The organism is Rhizobium sp. RU36D, from assembly GCF_900176345.1.
Taxonomy (GTDB): domain Bacteria; phylum Pseudomonadota; class Alphaproteobacteria; order Rhizobiales; family Rhizobiaceae; genus Allorhizobium.
In genome coordinates this window covers 54560-77122 of sequence record NZ_FWXU01000027.1, presented here as the reverse complement: position 1 = coordinate 77122, position 22563 = coordinate 54560, and the positions used below count along the sequence as shown (strand labels likewise).

General features: G+C 62.8%; 19 protein-coding genes. 12 read left to right on the top strand and 7 right to left on the bottom strand.

Annotated elements, in window-relative coordinates; all coding sequences use genetic code 11:
- Positions 1–181 precede the first annotated feature (181 nt).
- Positions 182–934, bottom strand: coding sequence for a tryptophan 2,3-dioxygenase family protein (locus B9A97_RS24565; RefSeq protein WP_084368460.1), 753 nt, complete (start codon positions 932–934; stop codon positions 182–184).
- A gap of 157 nt (positions 935–1091) precedes the next feature.
- Between B9A97_RS24565 and B9A97_RS24560 the strand changes: the two genes are divergently transcribed.
- Positions 1092–1559, top strand: a complete 468-nt coding sequence (locus B9A97_RS24560; protein WP_084368459.1) for an Lrp/AsnC family transcriptional regulator — start codon at positions 1092–1094, stop codon at positions 1557–1559.
- 4 nt (positions 1560–1563) lie between these two features.
- Here the strand turns inward: B9A97_RS24560 and B9A97_RS24555 are convergent, their stop codons facing one another.
- The 4 genes from B9A97_RS24555 to B9A97_RS24540 all read right to left on the bottom strand — a co-directional run bounded on the left by B9A97_RS24555 (position 1564) and on the right by B9A97_RS24540 (position 7118).
- Positions 1564–2490: a dihydrodipicolinate synthase family protein gene (locus B9A97_RS24555; RefSeq protein WP_084368458.1), complete on the bottom strand. Its 927-nt coding sequence runs from the start codon at positions 2488–2490 to the stop codon at positions 1564–1566.
- A gap of 84 nt (positions 2491–2574) precedes the next feature.
- Positions 2575–3480, bottom strand: a complete 906-nt coding sequence (locus tag B9A97_RS24550; RefSeq protein WP_280164097.1) for a DMT family transporter — start codon at positions 3478–3480, stop codon at positions 2575–2577.
- Complete coding sequence (locus B9A97_RS24545) at positions 3477–5885, bottom strand: PIG-L family deacetylase (RefSeq protein ID WP_084368457.1); 2409 nt, start codon at positions 5883–5885, stop codon at positions 3477–3479. Before B9A97_RS24545 ends, B9A97_RS24550 begins: the two co-directional genes overlap by 4 nt.
- Before the next feature lie 15 nt (positions 5886–5900).
- Positions 5901–7118, bottom strand: coding sequence for an ROK family transcriptional regulator (locus B9A97_RS24540; RefSeq protein WP_084368456.1), 1218 nt, complete (start codon positions 7116–7118; stop codon positions 5901–5903).
- 275 nt (positions 7119–7393) lie between these two features.
- Between B9A97_RS24540 and B9A97_RS24535 the strand changes: the two genes are divergently transcribed.
- The 6 genes from B9A97_RS24535 to B9A97_RS24510 are packed head-to-tail and all read left to right on the top strand — an operon-like array spanning position 7394 to position 13922.
- A complete protein-coding gene (locus tag B9A97_RS24535; RefSeq protein ID WP_084368455.1) occupies positions 7394–8644 on the top strand; it encodes an extracellular solute-binding protein in 1251 nt (416 codons plus the stop codon).
- Positions 8645–8655: 11 nt separating this feature from the next.
- Positions 8656–9606 carry a carbohydrate ABC transporter permease gene (locus B9A97_RS24530; RefSeq protein WP_244564351.1) on the top strand — a complete coding sequence of 317 codons (951 nt, stop codon included), beginning with the start codon at positions 8656–8658 and terminating at the stop codon, positions 9604–9606.
- Positions 9603–10460 carry a carbohydrate ABC transporter permease gene (locus B9A97_RS24525; protein ID WP_084368454.1) on the top strand — a complete coding sequence of 286 codons (858 nt, stop codon included), beginning with the start codon at positions 9603–9605 and terminating at the stop codon, positions 10458–10460. Before B9A97_RS24530 ends, B9A97_RS24525 begins: the two co-directional genes overlap by 4 nt.
- A 5-nt stretch (positions 10461–10465) precedes the next feature.
- A complete protein-coding gene (gene argH / locus B9A97_RS24520; RefSeq protein WP_084368464.1) occupies positions 10466–11980 on the top strand; it encodes an argininosuccinate lyase in 1515 nt (504 codons plus the stop codon).
- On the top strand, positions 11980–13029 hold the full coding sequence (gene ugpC / locus B9A97_RS24515; protein WP_084368453.1) for an ABC transporter ATP-binding protein: 1050 nt from the start codon (positions 11980–11982) through the stop codon (positions 13027–13029). Before argH ends, ugpC begins: the two co-directional genes overlap by 1 nt.
- The gene (locus tag B9A97_RS24510; protein WP_084368452.1) at positions 13026–13922 is read left to right on the top strand and encodes a carbohydrate kinase family protein; all 897 of its coding nucleotides are present in this window, start codon (positions 13026–13028) and stop codon (positions 13920–13922) included. Before ugpC ends, B9A97_RS24510 begins: the two co-directional genes overlap by 4 nt.
- A 4-nt stretch (positions 13923–13926) precedes the next feature.
- Here B9A97_RS24510 and B9A97_RS24505 read toward each other — a convergent pair whose 3' ends face one another.
- A complete protein-coding gene (locus B9A97_RS24505) occupies positions 13927–15093 on the bottom strand; it encodes a dihydrodipicolinate synthase family protein (protein ID WP_084368451.1) in 1167 nt (388 codons plus the stop codon).
- A gap of 259 nt (positions 15094–15352) precedes the next feature.
- Here B9A97_RS24505 and B9A97_RS24500 point away from each other — a divergent pair, with 259 nt between their 5' ends.
- Genes B9A97_RS24500 through B9A97_RS24480 form a run of 5 tightly spaced genes read left to right on the top strand, consistent with a single transcriptional unit; the run spans position 15353 to position 21360 of the window.
- On the top strand, positions 15353–16411 hold the full coding sequence (locus B9A97_RS24500; RefSeq protein ID WP_143530695.1) for a LacI family DNA-binding transcriptional regulator: 1059 nt from the start codon (positions 15353–15355) through the stop codon (positions 16409–16411).
- 50 nt (positions 16412–16461) lie between these two features.
- Positions 16462–17460, top strand: a complete 999-nt coding sequence (locus B9A97_RS24495) for a Gfo/Idh/MocA family protein (RefSeq protein ID WP_084368449.1) — start codon at positions 16462–16464, stop codon at positions 17458–17460.
- Between the two features lie 9 nt (positions 17461–17469).
- Positions 17470–19080 (top strand): acyl CoA:acetate/3-ketoacid CoA transferase, encoded by a 1611-nt coding sequence (locus tag B9A97_RS24490; protein WP_084368448.1) that lies wholly within the window; start codon positions 17470–17472, stop codon positions 19078–19080.
- Positions 19073–19852 carry an enoyl-CoA hydratase/isomerase family protein gene (locus tag B9A97_RS24485; RefSeq protein WP_084368447.1) on the top strand — a complete coding sequence of 260 codons (780 nt, stop codon included), beginning with the start codon at positions 19073–19075 and terminating at the stop codon, positions 19850–19852. Before B9A97_RS24490 ends, B9A97_RS24485 begins: the two co-directional genes overlap by 8 nt.
- Positions 19852–21360, top strand: coding sequence for an aldehyde dehydrogenase family protein (locus B9A97_RS24480; protein WP_084368463.1), 1509 nt, complete (start codon positions 19852–19854; stop codon positions 21358–21360). The genes B9A97_RS24485 and B9A97_RS24480 overlap by 1 nt, the downstream gene beginning before the upstream one ends.
- Before the next feature lie 68 nt (positions 21361–21428).
- Here the strand turns inward: B9A97_RS24480 and B9A97_RS24475 are convergent, their stop codons facing one another.
- Positions 21429–22493: a LacI family transcriptional regulator gene (locus tag B9A97_RS24475; RefSeq protein ID WP_084368446.1), complete on the bottom strand. Its 1065-nt coding sequence runs from the start codon at positions 22491–22493 to the stop codon at positions 21429–21431.
- Positions 22494–22563 lie beyond the last annotated feature (70 nt).

Here is a 22563-nt window from a genome sequence, read left to right as displayed (position 1 = left end):
ACACCCCAAATGCCCGGCAAAACAACAGCCGGGCCACAGAACCGCCGTCTGCAAAAACCAAAATCCCAAAAACTCGGCTTTATGCAACGGTCCCCTTGTGGGGGAGATGCCCGGCAGGGCAGAGAGGGCCTTTTTGGACCCGCTTGAGGAGCGGATTGGCAGGGCAGAGAGGTCCTTTCCCTCAAGCCTCCTGCTTCTCCGGTGCACTGATCGAGTCCCGCACCACGCCATAGCTGCTGCCCCAGGCATCGGTCATGTCGCAGCGGATATCCCAAAGCTCTGGGAAGAACCGGTGACGCGCGCCGGCCTGCAGCAGGTCCACGGGACGACCCTTGAGCGATTTCGACCCCAGCCCGATCGAGCGGTGGATCAGATAGACATGGTGCGCGCGGAATTTCTGGAACTGTTCGTCGAATTCCACCAGCGCCTCGGCCACCACATAGCTGTCGCCGTGATCGTATTTGCCGTCATAGATATCCGCGACCGTCAGGCCGCGGCCGTCGAGATAGGCCGCCTTGAAGCTGCGCCAGAGATCTGGCGGCAGGCGCAGCAGGAACTTGAAGCCGGGCGATTCCTGGCCGCTGCCGTTGCCCAGCTGCAGACGGATCTGCTGGTATTCCTTGGGCGACATGGTTTCCAGCACGTCGAGCTGGCTGGTCATGAGCCGCATCAGCTGGTTCACCCGCCCCATCAGCGTCACGATCCGGTTGGTGTTCTGCTGCTCCATATAGTCCATCACCTCCACCAGCGTGTAGGCGATCAGCTTCATCCAGAGTTCTTCCACCTGATGCACGATCTGGAACTGCAACTCGTCGGCATTGGCCATCTCGGCCAGCGGCTTCTGACAGGTCAGGAGCTTGTCGACCTGGAGATAGACGCCATAGTCGAGCATGACGGGCGCTTCGATGCGGGCGTGGTATTCCTGCTTGTTCATCTCAATCGTTCCCCTTTTTGTGTGCCATATGAGGTCGGCACCGGATGTGGGGAATTTAACCGAAATCAAGACAAACATTGTTTTCTTCTCGTTGTGCGAAGACCGATCTCTGAAGTACGTTTGGCGTAGTTCGAAGATTATGGGAGAACATCTGCCTATGGATAGCATCGACAGGAAGATCGTTCGCGCCGTTGAAGCCGATGCCCGCATCTCCTTCGCCGAGCTTGCCGAACTCGTGGGCTTGAGCAAGACGCCCTGCTGGAAGAGGGTGAAGGCGCTGGAAGAGGCGGGGGTAATCCGCAATTACCGGGCGCGGCTCGACCCGGCATTGCTGGGCTTCGGCGTGGAGGCCTTCGTCCAGCTCTCGATCAATTCCGTAGAGTTCGAAGCCTTCGAGGCCGCCGTGAAGCGCCACCCCCTGATCTGGCGCTGTCATGCGACGACGGGGGAGGCCGACTACCTCCTCCACATCGTCGCAACCGATATGGCGGCACTGGACCGGTTGTTGCGGCAGGAACTGAGCCGGCTTCCCGGTGTTCGGCGCACGATCACCTCCATGGCGACACGGGAGATCAAGGGCGAAATGTCCTTCGCCGCCGCCATGGAGCATGTTGCAGGCAGTTGACGTTTTAGCCGAGATCGGCGAGCCGCCGCTCCATGCGGGCAATCAGCCGTTCCACCTCGGCAATCGAGGCGGCGTCGAGACCCGGCCCCGGTTTGCGCTGGGCGGCGCTGGCGATAGCGCCGCGCTTCTGCAGCACATATTTGCGCACGGCCAGCCCCACGCCTTGCTGCTGCTCATAGCGCACCAGCGGCAGATGGGCGTCGAAGATGTCGGCAGCCCGGTCGTTGTCGCCTGACTTCACGAAGCGCACCACGTCGCGCATCATTTCCGGATAGGCATAGCCGGTCATGGCGCCGTCCGCCCCGCGCTGCACTTCCTCCATCAGGAACAACCCGCCATTGCCGCAGAGGATCGAGGTGCGCCGGCGGCCCTTGGCTTCTGCCGCCCTCAACGCCGCGATCTTGGCCAGCCCCGGCCAGTCCTCATGTTTCAGCATCACGATGTTGGGATGCGCCTCGAAGATCGTGCCCAGCGTATCGACGCTGATGTTGATCTTGGTGATCAGCGGATAGTCCTGCAGCACCACGGGAACCGCATCGCCAACGGTCTCGCAGACATTGCGGTAGTAGGTGACGATGCTTTCATTTGTCGTCAGCGACGAGGGTGGCGCCACCATCACACCGGATGCCCCCATGTCCATGACCGCCGCCGTCACTTCGCCAATCGCCGCAAGACCGGGGGCAGAGGCACCGACGACGATCGGCTTGCCGCCGGCACGGGCCAGCACGCGGCGGGTGATCTCAAGCGTTTCCTTCTGGGTCAGCTTCGGCGCTTCGCCCATGATCCCGAGGATCGTCAACCCGTCGGCGCCGCGCTCGAAATAGAAATCGACCACCCGGTCGAGGCTGTCATAGTCCACCGCGCCGGTATCGGTGAACGGCGTCACCGCGATCACATAGACGCCTGACGTGGTGTTGGTGATCAATGCCATTTCACTGTTTCCCTTGATGTTTCCAATCGTCGGCACTTCTCTTCGGCCGCTTCGTTGGCCATCACAGTGGCATTCCTGGCCGGGCTATTCAATCGTCGGACGGGATGCTTTCTTGGCAATCCGGCGTTCGAGAAAAAGCGAGCCCTGCAAGGCAACGAGGATGACGACGACGCCGATGAACACCTGTGGTTCGGGGATTTCGGCGAAAAACAGGAAGCCCGCCGCTGCCGAGAAGACGACCGAGAGATAGCCGATCGGCGCCAGCAGGCTGGCCGACGTGCTTTGATAGGCGCGAAGCCAGCAATATTGCCCGGCCTGCGCCAGCATGCCGATCATCAGCAGCGAACCCCAGTCCTGGGGCTCGACCGGCACCCAGACAAGATAGGCCGGCAGAGCCGTGAGAACAGCAAGCCCGATGGTGTAGAAAACCATCATCACGGTGGTGTTTTCTTCTCTCAGCATTCGGGTCTGGATCGTGGCCAGCGCGCCGAACACGACCGACGCCAAGATCGCCGCAAGCCCGAGATTCCAGACGATGGACGAGGGCGAAACGATCACCAGCACGCCGAGAAAGGCAATCGCCGCACCCGCCCAGCGCAGCTTGCTGACAGTCTCATACAGCAGCAGGACCGCCAGCGCCATGGTCACCAGCGGCCGGCTGAAGCCCATGGCATTGACGGTCGCCAGCGGCAGCAGCCCGATGGCGATAAAGTTGGAGGACAAGGCCACGGCATTGCAGGCAATTCGCGAGATATTGCGCCAGGGATGGCGCACATCGCGCAGATGCTGCCGATGACGCCACATCAGCGGCAGGATGAAGACAAGGCCGATGGCCGCGCGGATGAAGACCAGTTGGACCGCCGGGTAGGTCGATGCGCTTGCCTTGACCAGCACGGTCATGCCGGTCACCAGCGTCATGTCGGCCAGAAGCCATGCCAGCCCCGAACGAGCCGAGCCTTGGCCCCCATCGTCCTGGCGCGGGTCGCTCACCGGACCTGGTGTGCCGGCTGCACCAGATTGGCCAGCAGCCGGAAGGCGCCAGGCACCCGCTTGTCCAACTGATGGTGCAAAACCAGGCTGGTATGGGTATGTCGGCCCTTGCCGATGGCAGCCGAAAGCAAGGCGCCCTTCAAGGGCTGTTCGCCCGGATCATGCATGGCGAGCAGCGGCTCATAGGCATCATCCCAGCGCGAGGCGAAATAGAGGCCGCGCTCCTTGTTCCAGCCATCCCAGTCATCAGGCCCGATCGTATTGGGGCCGGTGAGAAGCGGATGCTCCGGCAGGAGTACGGTCACCTCGGCGCGGGGATCGGTGACCCTCCAGCGCAGCGAGGGGAGGCCGATCGAGAGCGGCCGCGGTGGCGTCTCTTGCGGGTTCCAGCCATCTGATGGGCGATGATAGAGCGTCACCAGATGGCCGCCCTCTTCCACGAAGCGGTGCAATGCGCCTGTGGCCGCGGCGAGATCGGGCCGCGTGCCGAAGGCGAAGATGCCGATGACGATGGTGGTGAAAACGGAGAGATCGCCGACAAGCGCTGATGCGTCCAGTTCGGTGACATCGAGCCCCATCCGCTTCATCCATGCGCCGACCCGGTCGGCACCACCAGAAACATAGCCGATCCGTGCATTGTCAGGCAGTTTCAGATCAAGGGCCAGCACATGCAGCACTTCGTCGCTGCGGAAGGCGGTGCGTCCGATATGGCGGTATTCCAGCGGCATGACCCGCTGCGCCGGCTGACCATTGATGGTGGGAATGATGCTGAAGTCGCCGGCTTCTACATCGGTGGGCGTCTTGATCGACCATCCGCCGCTGCTGGCCTCCACGGCCCAGTCCGATGGCAGACGAAGTCCCAGATCACCGGTTCGGCCAGCCATATCAACGCCGAAGGATAGGGGCGGGCCGCTGCCATCAAGCGGCAGGATCAGGGTATCCGGCTTCAGCGTGATCGAATGCGCCGGCGAAATAGCGAAAGGTTCCTCAAGGTCGATTGTGGTGGTAACACTGCGTCCGCCGATCTCGGCCGAGAGCGTTACGCCGCCATGGCCGTTGCCGCCAAGCGCGCTCCATTGAGGCAGGAACAGGCCGGTCAGGGCAGCATCCGCATCGCAGGACAGGGTGAACTCGACCTTGGCGGGGAAGCTGCTCTTCTCATCGACGGTGACGCCGGCAGGTAGCCGCGACATAACATCGATGTTCGGCGCTCCTGATACGGCAACCGTCAACAGCGCCTTGCCACCGGGGCTGATCGTAGCCGGTTCGCTCCAGGCACGAATGTCGATGCCGGCAGCCTCCACCAGGGCGGCGTCGATTTCCACCAGTTTGCGGCGCAGGCGATGGCCGTGGAGGTCGATAAACGCCGGGGGCGCTGACGTTAGCACAGCCTCAATATCGTGAGCGGCTCGGATCAATGCCGGTTGGATGCTCTCCCGGTTGGGAAAGGCCGCAAGAGCCGCGCTGATCGCCCGATCTGCGGACGAAAGATGGGCGGCAAGCGCATCCGATAGGCCGGGTTCCTGCGCCAACGATGCCAGGCTGGCCGGCAGATGATCAAGGATATCGCTTTCGGCAAGGCCACCTGATGCGCCGATCTTGAGATGCAACGGCCAATGGCGGTCTGCATTCTCAGGCCAGCGCCCCATGCCCTGGGAGGCGTGATAGTAGCGGGACCATTCGCCGATCCGGTCATATTGGGCACCCGTGGCGGGCTCGACGCCGGATGCCGTGACGGTCACGGTGGTGTCCGGGGGCGGCAGTTCGTCATCATAAGCATCGCCGGCGCCGGACCAGGCCGGAAGGTAGTATTTTGCCACCTGCCAGGGGGAAAGTCCCTGTTCCCGATGTTCGGGATAGGCCGAAGGATCCGCGGCGAGCGCAATCGCCCGCTCCGCCGCCCGGGTCATGGCGCGGTGATGACCATGCTGTCCCGGCACGTCGAGGAAGGTGGGAATGACGATGTCAGGCCGCTCGCGGCGATAGGCCCGCACCAGCCGTTCGACCGTGCGTTCCTCGCCCCAGCGCACGAAGGTCTGGTCGCCATCCTTGGAGAAGCCGAAATCATGCACCGGATCGTCGGGACCGTGGCCGAGCCAGGCGATATCGGCATCCAGCACACGGGCCGCCTCTTCCATCTCGCGGCTGCGCACCACGCCGAGCGCTCCCAGGCGCTCTGGACCGAGCGCATTCTGTCCGCCTTCGCCTCGGGTGGAGCAGGCGATCACGACGCGCATGCCGAGGCCGAGGCGAAAATAGGCCAGCATGCCGCTCTGCTCGTCATCAGGATGGGCGCCGGTATTCATGACCGTCACAGTCGATGACAGGCGCGACAGGGCCCGGTGCAGGCGGATCATGGCCGGTGCCGCCATTTGCCGTTCGATTCGTTCTCGCGCTGTCAGCATGGCGTCCTCCGTTCCTCAGGCCAGCCGGCTGGCCGGCAGCGAGGTTTCGAGCTTGGGGGTGATGATGTCGAAAAGCGGCAGTGCGGCGGCGCCAAGCGCTGCCGTGTATTGCCCGGTTTGCCCGCGCATCACGCGGGGCAGCGCGCGCATGCGCCGCCCGGCGACCGAAGTCGGCAGGCGGTCCATCCGGCCGATGATGGCGTCGATCACCACGTCCGACAGGGCGCCGCCAAGGATCACGGTTTCCGGATCGAGAATGTTTTCCAGCATCGCGACCATCGGGCCGAGATAGCGTGCCGCCTCGTCGATCCAGTCCAGCACCAGCGGATCGCCTTGACGGTAAAGGTGTTCAACATCCTCGTAAGCTGGGATCTGCCTTGCGGCATGCGCGAATTTCTCATGCAGCGCATGCAGCGAGGCATAGCGCTCCAGGCAGCCCTGATGGCCGCAGGGGCAGAGACGGCCTTCCGGCACGACCACGACGTGACCGATTTCCCCGGCATTTCCGAAGGCACCGCGATAGGGCGCGCCGTCATGGATCATGCCGAGGCCAAGGCCGCCGCCAAAATAGATCATGCAGAAATTGGAAATCGCATGGCCCGCACCAAACAACCGCTCGGCGACCGCTGCCGCCGTTGCGTCATTCTCAACGGTGACTGGCGTGCCGCAGGCGTCCTGCAGCAGGGACGCGGCATCAATCCCGCCCCAGCCTGGAAGCGTCGTCGGGCCGACCGAGGACATCCCGTCAATATCGAAAGGCCCAGGCATGACCACGCCAATGCCGAGCAGGCGGGAGCTATAGGAAGATCGTGCGCGTTCCAGTTCCTCCAGGAACTTCGGAACGGTCTTGTTCGGCGTACTGTCCGACAGCGGGCGGATGCGTTTGTATTGGACCTGACCCGTCAGATCGAGCACGGTCGTTACCATCTGGTCCGTGGCAATCTCGATGCCGACCGTGGCCGCACCGGCGGGATTGACCGCAAACTGGATCGGCGGCTGGCCGCGGCCGGCCTTCAGCCGGCCCATCTCCATCAGCAGGCCCTCGGACACCAGATCCTCGCAGATATTGGCGACCGCCTGGGCCGTCAGCTGCGTCAGCCGGGCAATCTGCATGCGGCCCAATGCGCCGTGGCGGCGGACGATATCCAGCACCACCCGCCTGTTGTGGTCGCGGCTTCGTTCCGGATTCTTGCCGATCGCGACCTGTGCCGGACCGGTTGCCAAACCTGCCATGATGTTCCGCCCGTATGCCTCTTGCAGAATTTATAGGCCGCGTTTTTGCCCAGGCGCAATATAATAATTCAAGTAAATTATCTTATTGACAAAGCCCTGGAGTCAGGCAACCTTTTCGCCACGGCTGGGAGGCTGACGCGCCGATAAACCACGGAACCCCTGAAGTCTCCCACCTCGATAAATCGAACGCCGCACGTCGAACCAACTGGCGCAAGCGGCCCCTGGGAACGATGAGCCTTAAGCTGGCAAAGCCGGCGGGCCGGACGGAGGTTTAGATGCGCAGAGCAACGATATTTGCAGGACTTGTCACGGGAATGAGCCTCATGGCGTTCAACGCCGCGCAGGCCGTCGAAATCGAATACTGGCAATATGTGTTCGAGACCCGCGTCAAGGCGATGGACCAGCTGATCGAGAACTTCCAGAAGGCCAATCCGGATATCACGGTCAAGCACACCACCTTCCCCTATGCCGACTACCAGACCCGCGTCATCGCCGCCAACATGGCGGGCAATGGCCCTGACGTGATGCAGCTCTTCTATGGCTGGCTCGACAAGTTCGTGGACGGCAAGCTGGTTCAGCCGCTGTCGCCGGAAGTCTTCCCCCACGACAAGATCGAAAGCGAGTTCTTCCCGATCGTTTCGGCCATGAAGCGCGGTGACGACTATTACGGCCTGCCGACAGCGGTGCGCTCGCTGGCTCTGTTCTACAACAAAAAACTCTTCACCGAGGCCGGCCTCGACCCGAACAAGCCGCCGCAGACCCTGGATGAGCTTGTTGCCGCAGCCCAGAAAACGACCCAGCGCGATGGCGCTGGCAACCTGATCTCCGAAGGCTTTACCGTGGAAATGGGCGGCCAGGATCACCAGTGGTGGCGTGAGGTGCTGATCCGTCAGTTCGGCGGCGAGCCCTATAATGCCGACTATACGAAGGTCACCTATAACAACGAGGCCGGCGCCAAGGCCTTGAAGTTCTATACCGACCTGCAGCTTGTGCATAAGGTCGGCCAGGTGGGCTTCATGGACGAAGGCCAGGCCGCGTTCCGCGGCGGCAAGGCGGCGATGACCATCGACGGCACCTTCCGCCTGGGCTCCTTCCGCACCATCAAGGATTTTGAATGGGGCGTTACCGAGCTCCCGGCCAATGCCGCTGGCCTTAGGTCGAACTATGCCAGCTACTTCGCCAACGCGATCGGCTCGAAGGCCGAAGGTGAGAAGCTGAAGGCGGCGGAAAAGTTCCTGGCCTATATCAGCTCGCCCGAGGCGATGGACATTTGGCTGAAAACCGTCGGCGAACTCCCTGCCCGCCGTGAGGCGGCGATGACCGAGGCCAATGTCAAGGATCCGATCTTCGGCCCCTTCCTCAAGGGCCTCGACTATGCCCACACGACGCTCTTCGTCGATGAGCAGGCCCAGCGCCAGCTGACGATCGACATGTCGAACCGTATCCTGCTGGAGGGCCAGTCGGTCGAGGATTCCCTCGCCCAGGCTGCGGCCGCCGAGCAGGAAATCATCGACGCCGCCAAGTAAGGACTGACCTCATGGCTCAGCCGGCGCAGGCAAATCAGGGGGTGGCCACCGGCCGCCCCGAGGGCGGCGGCCGGGCAGGAGGCCTGTCCATGCACACCCGGCGTCTTCTGTGGGTCTGGGGCTTCCTGGCGCTCCCCGTCCTGTTCTACGCCGTCATTCGTTTCTATCCGACCTTCCAGGCCTTTTGGCTTTCCTTCACCAACTGGGATCTGCTGCGTCCGCCGAAATTCATCGGATTTGCCAATTACGTAAAACTTTTCAAGGACCCGCAGTTCTGGAAGGTGTTCAAGAACACCTTCGCCTATCTGATCATCGGCATGCCGGTGAGCCTGCTCCTGTCTTTCGTGGTGTCATTCTTCCTCGATCGCGTGCGCTTCATGCATGGTTTCATCCGTGCACTCTATTTTCTGCCCTACCTGACCACGGCGGCGGCCATGGCCTGGGTCTGGCGATTGTTCTACCAGCCTGCACCGATCGGCATCATCAATGATGTGCTGGGCATGGTCGGCATTCCACAACAGCCCTTCATCCGCTCGGTCGACCAGGCCCTGCCGTCGATCATGGTGACGGCGATCTGGGCCGGGCTCGGCTTCCAGATCATCATCTTCATGGCCGGCCTGCGCGCCATCCCGACGACATTCTATGAGGCAGCCCGCATCGACGGACTTGGCGAATGGGCGATCCTGCGCAAGATCACCTTGCCGCTGCTGAAGCCAACCACGGTCTTCCTCGTGGTGCTCTCCTCCATCGGCTTCCTCCGCATCTTCGACCAGGTCTACAACATGACCACCAACGATCCGGGCGGTCCGCTCGGTTCGACCAAGCCGCTGGTGCTGATGATCTATCAGACGGCCTTCAACTCCTATGCCATGGGCTATGCCGCGGCGCAGACAGTGGTGCTGTTCCTGATCCTGCTGGCCATCTCCCTGCTGCAGCTTTGGATATTGAGGGACAAGCCATGACCCAAACTGAGACCTTGGACCGGGTGGCAAGCTATCGCGCCGGCCTGCGCCCCGGCCGCGTCATCGCCTGGACGCTGCTGTTCATCGGCGGCCTGATCATGGTGACGCCGCTTGCCTATATGTTCTCTACCTCGTTGAAACCGGCAAGCCAGGTCTATGACCTCCGGCTGATCCCGGCTGATCCGACGCTCGCCAACTATATCGCGGTGCTGCAGAACAGCCATTTCGTCCGCTGGTTCTTCAACTCCACCCTGGTCGCCGTCGCCGTCACCTTGTCCAACGTCTTCTTCGACAGTCTGGTGGGATACACGCTTGCCAAGTTCCAGTTCCGCGGGCGGCAATTCGTGTTCATCGCCATCCTCTCGACCCTGATGATCCCGACGGAAATGCTGGTCATTCCCTGGTATCTGATGTCCGCCCAGCTCGGCTGGCTGGATAGCTATTGGGGCATCATGTTCCCAGGCATGATGACGGCCTTCGGCACCTTCCTGATGAAGCAGTTCTTCGAAGGCGTGCCGAATGACTTCCTGGAGGCGGCCCGGGTGGATGGCCTCAACGAGTTTGAAATCTGGTGGAAGGTGGCCATGCCGCTGGTCACCCCGGCCCTGTCGGCGCTTGCCATCTTCACCTTCCTCGGCAACTGGACGGCCTTTTTCTGGCCGCTGATCGTCACCACCAGCAAGGAGCTTTACACCTTGCCGGTCGGCCTCTCGAGCTTTGCCGTCGAACAATCCATCCAATGGGAAATGATCATGACCGGTGCCGCGATCGCGACCTTGCCGACGCTGGTGATTTTCCTGATCTTCCAGCGCTACATCGTCCGCGGCGTCATGCTGGCGGGCGTGAAGGGATAATGCCGATGTCTTTCATGGACCCGCGTCTCGCCGACACCTCGGTCTTTCCCGATCCGGTCTATAAGGAAACCGTGTTGGCACCGCTGTTTGACGGGGCAAAGACCCACCATGTCGATGGCTTCCGCCGCATCGATCGCGCTCATCTGGTAATGCTGGCAGAAACCGGCATTCTGGAGGCCGACAAGGCCGCGGCCATTGCCGAGGCACTTGAGGCCATCGACCGGGACATAGATCCGTCCAAGCTGGTTTACACGGGCGAGGTCGAGGATTTCTTCTTTCTGATCGAGCGGGAATTGAAGTCGAGGCTCGGTCCTGATGTGGCCGGCCGCCTGCACACCGCCCGTTCGCGCAACGACATCGATCATACCCTGTTCAAGATCGGCCTGAAGGAGCGCATCGATCTGCTGCTGGCCAAGGCGCGCAAGCTGCTTGACGCCATGATCGCCACGGCGCGACGCGAGCAATCGACCCTGATCGTCGCCTATACCCACGGCCAGCCTGCCCAGCCGACCACCTTCGGACACTATCTTTCGGCGGCCATAGAGGTATTGATTCGCGACATCGTTCGTCTGGAAGAGGCCCGCGCCATCGTTGATCTGTCGCCGATGGGCGCAGCGGCCATCACGACCTCTGGTTTCCCCATCGACCGCGCCATGGTAGCGGAATTGCTCGGCTTCTCCGCCCCCCTGCGCAATTCCTATAGCTGCATTGCCGCCGTGGACTATACCACCGCGACCTATTCGGCGATCGAACTGATGTTCCTGCATCTCGGCCGCCTGATCCAGGATTTTCAGTTCTGGACGAGCTTTGAGGTCGGCCAGATCTATGTGCCGAATGCGCTTGTTCAGATCTCCTCGATCATGCCGCAGAAGCGCAATCCGGTGCCAATCGAACATATGCGCCACCTGGCGAGCCAGACCTTCGGTCGCGCGCGCACCGTGCTGGATGTCATGCACAACACCCCCTTCACCGATATGAATGACAGCGAAGGGGAAACGCAGGGCATGGGCTACGAGGCCTTTACCTCCGCCGGCCGGGTTCTCGATCTCATGGCCGCGTTCGTCTCGGCAATCCGCATCGACCCGAAGCGGGTGGCCGACAATATCAGGCGCTCCTGCATCACCATCACGGAACTGGCGGATTCGCTGGTGCGCAGCGAAAGCCTGTCTTTCCGCCAGGCCCATGAGATCGCAGCCACTGTCGCCCGCGCGGTCGTGTCGTCAGGCGGCGGGCTGGAAACGGATGGCTATGAGCCTTTCCTCAAGGCCTTCGAGCAGCATGTGGGACGCCCCACCACGGTGACGGCGGAGATGTTCCGGACCTTCGTCTCGCCCGAATATTTCGTCGCGGTGCGAACCCGTTTCGGCGGCCCGGCTCCGGAGCCGCTGACCGAGGCGCTTGATCTCTACGCCGAGAAGTCCGCGGCATTGCGGGCGGCCGCCGAGCGTACGGCGCAACACGAAGCAACGGCCGCGGCCGAATTGGCGCGGCGTTTCGCGCGGCTCAAGGAGAAGGCGTGATGGCGACCATCGAACTCGAAGGGCTGGTCAAGCGATACGGCAAGGTGCAGGCCGTGCACGGCATCGATCTGTCGATCAAGGACGGAGAATTCGTGGTCTTTGTCGGCCCCTCCGGCTGCGGCAAGTCCACGACGCTGCGCATGATCGCCGGGCTGGAGGAAATCTCCGGCGGTACGCTCCGGATCGGCGGCCAGGTGGTCAACGAGCAGGAGCCCAAGCAACGCAACATCGCGATGGTCTTCCAGAACTACGCCATCTATCCGCACCTGACCGTTCGCCAGAATATCGGATTCGGGCTTTACCGGTCCAAGCTTTCAAAAGACGATCGGGCAAAGCGCATCGAGGAGGCTGCCAAGATCCTCGGGCTGGAAACGCTACTGGAGCGGCGGCCCGCGGCCCTATCGGGCGGCCAGCGCCAGCGTGTCGCCATCGGCCGCGCCATGGTGCGCGATCCCTCAGCCTTCCTGTTCGACGAGCCGCTCTCCAATCTCGATGCGCAGTTGCGGGCGCAGATGCGGATCGAGATCAAGCGCCTGCACCAGCGGCTCAAGACCACGACGGTCTATGTAACCCATGACCAGATCGAGGCCATGACCATGGCCGACCGCATCGTCGTCATGCGCGACGGCCGGATCTTGCAGACCGGGACGCCGATGGAGCTTTATGACAGCCCCGTCGACGTGTTCACGGCCCGCTTCATTGGCAGTCCGTCGATGAACATGGTCCGCGGCAGGCGCGTGGCCGAGGGCCGAGCCGAAGTCGATCCCAAGGGAGACGTTTTGATCGGAATCCGCTCCCATGACCTGATCGTGGCACCCGAGGGCGGTTCCTCCGAAGATGCCTCGCTTTCGATCCGCGGCGTTGTCAGCGCCGTCGAGCCGCTTGGTCCGGAAACCATGGTGCATCTTGACGTCGCCGGGGAAAGCGTTATTGCCACGGCACCCGGAAAGCTGATCCCGGCGGTCGGCCAGGAGATCGCCTGCAGCGTTATCAGGGGCAAACTTTATCTCTTCGACCCTCAGACAGAACAGAGCCTAGGCCGTCTATGATCGCCGAACCCATGTCGCGCTCCGCGGTGCTGTGCATCGGCCGGATCTATTGCGATCTCATTTTCACCGGACTGGATGCGCTGCCGCTTCTCGGTCGCGAGAGTTTTGCCGAGCGCATGGACATCGTTGCCGGCGGCGGGGCCTTCATCGCGGCCGCCCATATGGTGCATACGGGTCGCCACACCGCGCTCCTGTCACGGCTCGGAACGGATGCCTTGTCCCTGGCCATCGCTCCGCAAGTGCGCAATAGCGGTGTCGATCTCGGTTTCCTCGATCACGCCGACGATGCGGGCCCGCAGGTCACCGTTGCCGCGGTGGTCGGTCAGGAGCGGTCCTTTCTCTCCAAGCGGGCGGGTACGGCCTTGCCCGCGACCCTGGATGCGGCGCTCGCCTGGCCACGTGCGCGCCATCTCCATATCGCCGAATATGCGACGCTTGCCGAAATCCCCGATCTCGTGACCCGTGCCAAAGCCAGTGGACTGACGGTCTCGCTAGACCCTAGTTGGGACGACACGCTGATCCGCGATCCCCGGCTGCCGGAACGCTGTGCCGGCGTGGATATCTTCCTCCCCAACCGGGAGGAGGCAACGGCGATCACCGGCCTCGCCGATCCACAGGCGGCAGTGGCGCAGCTGGCTGAGTTTTTCCCGATCGTCGCCCTCAAGTCCGGCTCCGACGGCGCCCATGTGCGCAGCGCCGATCGTAGCATTCATGTACCGGCAGATCAGGTGCCGGTGGTTGATACCACGGGGGCCGGCGACGCCTTCAACGCCGGCTTCATCCATGCCTGGCTTGAGGGACACGACATCGCCGACTGCACCCATGCCGGCATCCGCCACGGCAGCCTTGCGGTTCAGGCCGTGGGCGGCACCACGGTTCTCTCGGCCGCCTGAGCCCTCAGCCGTTGATATGCATGGCCATGAAGTGGCCCATGCGCTCCGCCGCAAGATCGGGGCGGTCCAGCACATTGGCCTGGTCGGCCAGCCGGAAAACCTCGGCATAATGCAGGATGCCACGGGCCGACTGCATGCCCGCCGGCATGGTGAAGTGGTCCTGGTGGCCGTTGAGCCAGGCCAGGAAGACCACGCCGGCCTTGTAATACTGAGTTGGGGCCTCGAAGATCTTGCGCGACAGCGGCACGGTCGGCTGCAGGACGGCGCGGAACGTCGCCGTGTCGCCTTGGGCGAGCGACGCCAGCGCCGGAGAGGCCTGCGGCGCCACCGCGTCGAAGATCCCCAGCAGCGCGTGGCTGTAGCCGTCGCCATGGTCTTCGATCAGGTCCGCATAATTGAAATCGTCGCCGGTAAAGCAGAGCACGCCCGCCGGAAGGCGCTTGCGAAGGGCGATCTCCTTGGCGTTGTCCAGAAGTGAAATCTTGATGCCCTCGACCTTGTCCCGGTTCTCCTCGATGATCGACAGAACGGTTTCGAGCGCCAGTTCGAAGGTATCGCTGCCCCAATAGCCGGACAATTGCGGATCGAACATCGGGCCGAGCCAGTGCAGCACCACCTTGTCGCGGGCCTGGGAGAGAATGCGCCGATAGACGGCTCGGTAGTCATCCGCTGATTTCGCCACGCGCGCCAGCGCCCGGCTTGCCATCATGATCGCCCGGCCGCCATGCTTCTCCACGAACTCCAACTGCGTCTCATAGGCTGCGATCACATCCTCAAGCGAACGCGCATCGGCAGGCGACAGATGGTCTGTCCCGGCGCCACAGGCGAGATCGGCACCCGCAACCGTGCGCGAGGCCGAAAGCGAGCGGCTGATCAGCTCCTGCGCGCCCGCCCAGTCCAGCCCCATGCCGCGCTGAGACGTATCCATGGCCTCGGCGATCTTGAAGCCGAGGCTCCAGAGGTGATGGCGGAAGGCGATGGTGCGATCCCAGTCGATGGCCGGTCGGCCCCAGGGATCATGCTCACGCCAGGGATCGGAAACCACATGGGCTGCGGCATAGGCAATGCGATTGAAACGCGGCGGTGAGGTGGGCCGTGCGACAGGGCGTCCGGTCAGGGCATAATTCTCAACCGACCCATCCGCAACGGGCAGTCTCACTGTCAGGTTCATGGCTGTTTCCTCCGCTTTCCCGCTGAATAATTTAGATCGTTCCAAATTTCAAGAGTGGATATTGGTTGTAAACTGAGGAGCGGACACCAAGGGACAATGATTGCCTGCAGAGAAATTGGCGACTTCAACCTTCTAACGGAGGCCATAATCCGCCTTTTGCGCTTCCAATGTCGCCAAACTCAATTTTTCGCAATCAGCACCGCTTGACAAAATTGGAACGATCCAATTATTTGATGGCAACAAAGCTCGGGAGGCGCCTGTGAAGGCCAAGGTTACAGTGATCGATATTGCGCATGCCGCCGGCGTGTCGAAATCGACCGTATCCCTGGTCCTGCAGGGCAGTCTGCTGGTCAATGAGGCGACGCGTGCCAAGGTGTCGGCCGTCATCAAGGAGCTCGGTTATGTCTATAACCGAGGTGCGGCCAATCTCCGGCAGTCCAATGCGAAGTCCAAGATCATCGGCGTCATCGTCAACGACCTGACCAACAGCTTCTTTGCGGAACTGGCTGTCGGCATCGACATGACGCTGCAATCGGCCGGCTTCGTGCAGTTCCTGGCCAATTCCGGAGAAAGCGCCGAGCGCCAGCGGGAGATCATCGTCTCGATGCGCGAGCATGGGATTTCCGGCCTGATCATCTCGCCCGCGCGCGGCACGGATGCGGCTGACATGAAGCCGCTGGTGGCCTCCGACATTCCGGTGGTTGCTGTGGTGCGCAACATTCCGCGCGGCAAGGTCTCCTCGCTGCTTTCGGACAATCACGCCGGCGCCAAGGCGGCGGTGCTGCATCTGGCATCGCTCGGACACCGCAGAATCGCGTTTCTTGGCGGCTTTCCGGACACGACGGTCTTTGCCGAGCGGCTTGGCGGTTACCGGGACGCCATGGCGGTGGCCGGGCTGGAACAGAGCGAAGACCTGGTGATCGCCTCGGCCCCGTCGCGGGCCGGCGGGGTGGCGGCCATGGAGCGCTGCCATCTTCTGGCCGACAGGCCGACGGCGGCGCTGTGCTTCAACGATGCCGTGGCCTTCGGCGTCTGTGACGGGCTGCGGGGCCTGGGCCGCGAGCCGGGCAAGGATTTCGCCGTGGTCGGCTTCGACGACGTGATCGAGGCGAAGACCGCGGTGCCGGCTCTGACGACGGTGTCGATCGACCCGCAGGGCATGGGTCGGCGTGCGGCGCAACTGCTTCTGAAGCAGATCGTGTCGGGAACGACGGATGCGGAGGCGCAGATTTCGCCGGCGCATCTGGTGGTGCGCAGGAGTTGCGGCGCCCAGCAGGGCAGCGGGCATGAGGCAGGTCGGATCGCGCTGGCGAACTGATCGGGAATATCGAGGGACGACGGCGGGAGGCCGCGTCCGGGAGGCAGGACATGAAACACTGGGGTCTGATCGGCGCAAGCACGATCGCGAGGGAATGGGTGATCGGCGCAATCCGCGCGACCGGCGGCGACGTCGTCTCGGTCATGAGCACCAATGCCGAGCGCGGCGCAGCCTATGCCCGCGAAAACGGCATCGCCAGGTCCACCACCGATCTCGCCGACATCCTGTCTAATGCCTCGATAGACGCCGTCTATATCTCCACGACCAACGAACTGCATCGCGACCAGGCCATCGCCGCCGCCAAGGCCGGAAAACATGTACTCTGCGAAAAGCCACTGGCTTTGACGCTCGGGGATGCGCGGGCCATGGTCGCGGCGGCGAAAGAGGCTGGTGTGGTGCTAGCCACCAACCACCATCTGCGCAATGCCGCGACCCATCGCGCGATGCGGGAGGCGATTGCCGAAGGCCGGATCGGCCAGCCGCTCGCGGCCCGCGTCTTCCATGCCGTCTATCTGCCGCCGCATCTCCAGGGCTGGCGGCTCGATCGGCCGGATGCCGGTGGCGGCGTCATTCTTGATATCACCGTTCACGATGCCGATACCCTGCGTTTTGTGCTGGGCGACGATCCGGTCGAGGCCATGGCCTTCAGCCAGCAGGGTGGCATGGGCAAGGGTCTGGAAGACGGCGTGATGGGCGTCATCCGCTTCAAGTCGGGCGTGATCGCCCAGTTCCACGATGCCTTCACGGCGAAACATGCAGAGACGGGTTTCGAGGTGCACGGCACCGAGGGCTCGCTGATCGCCCGCAATGTCATGACCCAGAAACCCGTCGGCACGGTTCTGTTGCGCGATGCCTCCGGAGAGCGGGAACTGCCGGTTTCACCGCGCAATCTCTACGAAACCGCGCTTGAAAACTTTCATGCGGCCATCGACGGCAAGGGTCAGCCCTCGGCGACAGGCGAAGACGGGATTTGGTCGCTGGCGACAGGCATAGCCGTGGTCAGGTCGGCCGCATCGGGCGTGGCCACGAAAATTGAAACCGGACTTTGAGCAGATATCATGATCAAGCATGTCTCACCGGCCGAAGCTGCCGCCCTCATCCCCGATGGTGCCACGGTCACGGTCTCATCCTCCAGCGGCCTCGGCTGCCCGGACCTGATGCTGAAGGCGATCGGCGAGCGCTTTGAGGCGACGGGCCATCCCCGCGATCTGACCACTCTCCACCCGATCGCCGCCGGCGACATGAGCGGCATCAAGGGCATTGATCACATCGCCAAGAAGGGCCTGCTGAAGAAGATCATCGGCGGCTCCTATCCATCAGGCCCATCGACATCAGAGCCGCCGCTGATCTGGCAGATGCTGACCGCCAACGAAATCCCGGCCTACAACATTCCCTCCGGCGTGCTGTTCGACATGCATCGCGAGGCGGCCGCCAAGCGGCCCGGTGTCATCACCAAGATCGGTCTCGATACCTTCGTCGATCCGGCCCGCCAGGGCTGCGCCATGAACGCGGCCGCAGCAGCCGAGCCCGTCGTCAGCAAGATCGATTTCCAGGGCGAGGAATGGCTGTATTTTCCCGCGATCATTCCCCAGGTCGCCATCGTCAGGGCGACCACGGCGGATGAAAACGGCAACCTGACCTATGAACATGAAGGCGCCTATCTCGGCGGCCTCGATCAGGCGCTCGCGGCCCGCAACAATGGCGGCATTGTCATCGCCCAGGTCAAGCGCATCACCAAGAACGGTTCGCTGAAGCCGCACGACGTGCGCGTGCCCGGCATGCTGGTCGACTACATCATCGTCGATCCCGAGCAGAAGCAGACCACCCAGACCGTCTACGATCCCGCCATTTCGGGCGAAATCTTCCGCCCGCTTGACAGCTTCACGCTGCAGGATTTCGGCGTGCAGAAGGTCATAGCCCGACGCGTGGCGCAGGAGTTGCAGACCGGCAGTTGCGTCAATCTCGGCTTCGGCATTTCGGCCAATGTGCCGCGCATCCTGCTGGAAGAGGGACTGCACGGCGCCATTACCTGGGTCATCGAGCAGGGCGCGGTCGGCGGCGTGCCGCTTCTGGATTTCGCCTTTGGCTGCGCGTCGAATGCCGATGCCTTCATGCCCTCACCCTACCAGTTCACCTATTTCCAGGGGGCGGGCTTCGATGCGTCGCTGTTGTCCTTCCTGGAAATCGGCAGGGATGGCTCCGTCAATGTCTCCAAGCTCGGCTTCCGGCCGCATGTCACAGCCGGCGCGGGTGGTTTTGTCGATATCACCGCCCGGGCGAAGAAGATCGTTTTCTCCGGCATGTTCAACGCCGGCGCAAAGCTCGCCATCGAAGGCGGCAGGCTCGTCATCGAGAAGGAAGGCAAGCTGAAGAAGCTGGTCAACGAGGTTGAGCACGTGACCTTCTCCGGCCGCCGCGCCGTGGAACAGGGCCAGGACATCACCTATGTCACCGAGCGTTGCGTGATGAAACTGACGCCCGGGGGTATCGTGCTGACCGAGATCGCGCCGGGTGTCGATCTGCAGGCCCATATTCTCGACCAAAGCGAATTCCCCCTGATCGTCGCGCCAGACCTGAAGATCATGGATAGCGCGCTGTTCGAGCCCGCGCCGATTGGCCTGACGCTGCCGGCCAGGCCGAAGCGGGTGCTGGAGGGTGTCCATGGCTGAGCCTCGTATTCGTGTTGATATCGACGGCGCCATCGCGATCCTGACGCTGGAGCGACCGGATAAGCTGAATGCGCTGGATCTCGACACGCTGAAAGCCCTGTCGCGGGCGCTGGACGATATCGAGACCGACGCCTCGATCCGCGTGTTGATCCTCACCGGCTCCGGCAAGGCCTTTTCGGCGGGCGGTGACATCGCCGCCTGGGGCGGCATGCAGCCCCAGGAATTCGGCCATCAATGGGTGCGCTTCGGCCATCGGCTGTTCGAGCGGCTGGCGACGATGCGCATGCCTGTGATTGCGGCGATGAATGGTCATGCTTTGGGTGGCGGCCTTGAACTTGCCGGTTGCGCCGATATCCGCATCGCCGAGCGCCAGGCCAAGATCGGCCTGCCGGAAACCTCGCTTGGCATGGTGCCCGGCTGGTCGGGCACGCAGCGGCTCGTCCATCGCTTCGGCTCGCAGATCGTGCGCCGCATGGTTCTGGGTGGCGAGATGTTCACCGCGGAACAGGCCCTTGCCGAAGGCATCGTCGATGCCATCTGCGAGACCGGGACGGTGATGGAAACCGCCCGCGCCTATGCCGCGCGTGTCGCCACCCGCGGCCCGGCAGCGCTGGAAATTTCAAAACTCATGCTGGCCGTCGCTTCGGGCGAGGACAATGGCACGGCTGTCGAAGCGCTCGGCTCGATCCTCGCGGCCAAGACGGGTGATCTTGCTGAGGGCGTCGCCGCCTTCAAGGCCAAGCGTCCTGCAGATTTCAAGGGAGAATGGTGATCTCGATATTGGTAGCTCCCAAGGCGCTCGAAAATACGACGGTCCGGGAGTTCCGGATGCTGATCGATGGTCAATGGGTCGAGGGCGAAGGCGGACGCGTGCTGGAACGCGTGGCGCCGAGCCACGGCGTCACCGTCAGCCGCTATGCCCAGGCCTCCGCTGGAGATACGGAACGCGCCATCGCCGCCGCCCGCCGCGCCTTCGATGATGGTCCTTGGTCTCGCACCACGGGGGCGGAACGCTCCAATATGCTGCTGAAGGCCGCCGACTTGATCGCGGACCGGTTGGACGAGATCGCCTATCTCGATGCCATCGAGGCCGGCAAGCCGATCAGCCAGGTCAAGGGCGAGATCGGCGGCGCTATCGACATCTGGCGCTATGCCGCAGCCTTGGCCCGAGACCTGCATGGGGAAAGCTACAACACGCTCGGCGAAGGCACGCTCGGCGTCGTGTTGCGCGAGGCAATCGGCGTCGTCTCGATCATCACGCCCTGGAATTTCCCGTTCCTGATCGTCGCGCAGAAACTGCCTTTCGCGCTGGCAGCCGGCTGCACCACTGTCGTCAAGCCGTCGGAACTGACATCCGGTTCGACGCTGGTCCTCGGCGAGATCCTTCAAGAAGCCGGTATTCCCGCGGGTGTCGTCAACATCATCGTCGGGACGGGACCTGAGGTCGGCAATATCATGGCCACCCATCCCCATGTCGACATGGTCTCCTTCACCGGTTCCACCGGAGTCGGCAAGCTGACCATGGCCAATGCCGCCCAAACGCTGAAAAAGGTCTCGCTGGAATTGGGTGGCAAGAATCCGCAGATCGTGTTCCCCGATGCCAATCTCGATAACTTCATCGATGCGGCAGTGTTCGGCGCCTATTTCAATGCCGGCGAATGCTGTAATGCCGGCTCGCGGCTGATCCTGCACAAGGATATTGCTGCTGATGTGGTCAGGCGCATTGCGGCCCTTTCGGAAAATGTCCGGATCGGCGACCCGCTCGATCCGATGACCCAGATCGGGGCGATCATCACACCGCAGCATTTGCGGAAGATTGAAGGATATGTGTCGGGTGCTGCCGGTGCCGGCGCCAATGTCGCCTTTGGCGGCAAGGCGCTCGATTTCGGCGCTGGCCAATACATGGCGCCCACCATCCTCGATGGCGTCACAGCGGGCATGGCCGTTGCGAGGGAAGAGGTTTTCGGTCCGGTTCTCTCGGTCTTGACCTTCGAGACCCGCGAGGAGGCGATCGCGATTGCCAATTCCATCGACTACGGCCTGTCTGCCGGCGTCTGGAGCCGGGATTTCGACACCTGCCTTACGATCGGCCGCAAGGTCAGGGCCGGCACGATCTGGATGAACACCTTCATGGACGGCGCTTCCGAGCTTCCCTTCGGCGGGTTCAAGCAGTCGGGCCTCGGCCGCGAATTGGGTCGCCATGCGGTGGAGGACTATACCGAGACCAAGACGCTGAACATGCATATCGGCGCGCGAACCGGCTGGTGGATGCCCCGGTGATCGAAACAGACGCGATAGGCTGCGGAAAGGAGGCAGTCATGACGATGAAATCGACGAGATTGCCGGCTTCAGCCTGTTGCCGTGCGCCCGTCTCCGCCCAGCGGCGGCGCCATCAGCACCTGCAGGTCGCTGGCCTTGGGGTCGGCAATGCGCTTCAAAAGCACCCGGCCCAGCCGCTCGCCGGCGGTGGTCAGGTCCTCATAGATGGTGTCGACCATCGGCTGGATGTCGGACAGCAGCCGCGAGGTTCGCTTGGCGACGATATCGTATTCCCGACCCAGCGCCCGGTTTCCCTCGGTCATGCCCGCAATGGCGGCAAGCGCGGAAACCTCGCCCGGACAGATAAGCCCGTCGGGCGCATCGGGGTGCTGGAGCCGCGTGCGCACATGATCGCGCACGGCGCCGGCGGACGAATCCAGGGTGATACCCTCGCCTATTTCGTAGGCGATGCCGCTTTCTCGGACGGCGGCCATGAAGCCATGCAGCATATGCTGGCGAAAGGTCAGCCTGTTGTCCGGCAGGATGATGGTCAGCTTGCGCCGGCCGCGGCTGATCAGACGCCGCGCCGCTTCGTAGGCAAAGGTGTAGTTGTCGTAATCGACATAGGGATGAGGCAGCGAAAATTCGGTTCTGCCGTGGCTGACGAAGGGGAAATCCTTCTCCAGCAGCAGGCGAACCCGCTCGTCGAACAATTCGGTGCGCGTGAAGATGATGCCATCGGCAGACCGGTTTCGAATGATGTAGTCGACGGCCTCGACATTGGAGCTTTCGACGAAGTTCGGCATGACGATGATATGGTAGGGCGTGCCCTGCAGCGCGCTGGTCAAGCCGTAAAGCAGGGACGTGCCGAAGCCGAGGATTTCCTCGTGCGGGTCGAGCAGCACGGCTATGACATTCGTCCGTCCCGTCTTCAGCCTCTGGGCGGCTCGATCCGGCGCATAGCCCAGCGCCTGGGCCACGGCCCGCACCCGTTTGCGGGTATCGAGATTGATCAACGGGTCGTCGGCAAGCGCCCGCGAGATGGTCGTGACCGCAAGCCCGGTTTCCGCCGCAATGGTCCGCAACGTCGGCTTCGCGCTCTTTCGCCCGTCATCTTTCCCTCGCGCGTCGATCGGTTTGATGGACTTCTTCACGGCGTCTCACGCTTTCACTCGGATATATCAGGAGGATAGACCGCGCCGGCTTGGCACGCAATGATCATGT

What these genes read in the sequence shown, in the direction of transcription:
- B9A97_RS24565 (WP_084368460.1), bottom strand. Translation starts at nt 934, where the DNA reads ATGAACAAGCAGGAATACCACGCCCGCATCGAAGCGCCCGTCATGCTC.
- B9A97_RS24560 (WP_084368459.1), top strand. Translation starts at nt 1,092, where the DNA reads ATGGATAGCATCGACAGGAAGATCGTTCGCGCCGTTGAAGCCGATGCC.
- B9A97_RS24555 (WP_084368458.1), bottom strand. Translation starts at nt 2,490, where the DNA reads ATGGCATTGATCACCAACACCACGTCAGGCGTCTATGTGATCGCGGTG.
- B9A97_RS24545 (WP_084368457.1), bottom strand. Translation starts at nt 5,885, where the DNA reads ATGCTGACAGCGCGAGAACGAATCGAACGGCAAATGGCGGCACCGGCC.
- B9A97_RS24540 (WP_084368456.1), bottom strand. Translation starts at nt 7,118, where the DNA reads ATGGCAGGTTTGGCAACCGGTCCGGCACAGGTCGCGATCGGCAAGAAT.
- B9A97_RS24535 (WP_084368455.1), top strand. Translation starts at nt 7,394, where the DNA reads ATGCGCAGAGCAACGATATTTGCAGGACTTGTCACGGGAATGAGCCTC.
- B9A97_RS24530 (WP_244564351.1), top strand. Translation starts at nt 8,656, where the DNA reads ATGGCTCAGCCGGCGCAGGCAAATCAGGGGGTGGCCACCGGCCGCCCC.
- B9A97_RS24525 (WP_084368454.1), top strand. Translation starts at nt 9,603, where the DNA reads ATGACCCAAACTGAGACCTTGGACCGGGTGGCAAGCTATCGCGCCGGC.
- argH (WP_084368464.1), top strand. Translation starts at nt 10,466, where the DNA reads ATGTCTTTCATGGACCCGCGTCTCGCCGACACCTCGGTCTTTCCCGAT.
- ugpC (WP_084368453.1), top strand. Translation starts at nt 11,980, where the DNA reads ATGGCGACCATCGAACTCGAAGGGCTGGTCAAGCGATACGGCAAGGTG.
- B9A97_RS24510 (WP_084368452.1), top strand. Translation starts at nt 13,026, where the DNA reads ATGATCGCCGAACCCATGTCGCGCTCCGCGGTGCTGTGCATCGGCCGG.
- B9A97_RS24505 (WP_084368451.1), bottom strand. Translation starts at nt 15,093, where the DNA reads ATGAACCTGACAGTGAGACTGCCCGTTGCGGATGGGTCGGTTGAGAAT.
- B9A97_RS24495 (WP_084368449.1), top strand. Translation starts at nt 16,462, where the DNA reads ATGAAACACTGGGGTCTGATCGGCGCAAGCACGATCGCGAGGGAATGG.
- B9A97_RS24490 (WP_084368448.1), top strand. Translation starts at nt 17,470, where the DNA reads ATGATCAAGCATGTCTCACCGGCCGAAGCTGCCGCCCTCATCCCCGAT.
- B9A97_RS24485 (WP_084368447.1), top strand. Translation starts at nt 19,073, where the DNA reads ATGGCTGAGCCTCGTATTCGTGTTGATATCGACGGCGCCATCGCGATC.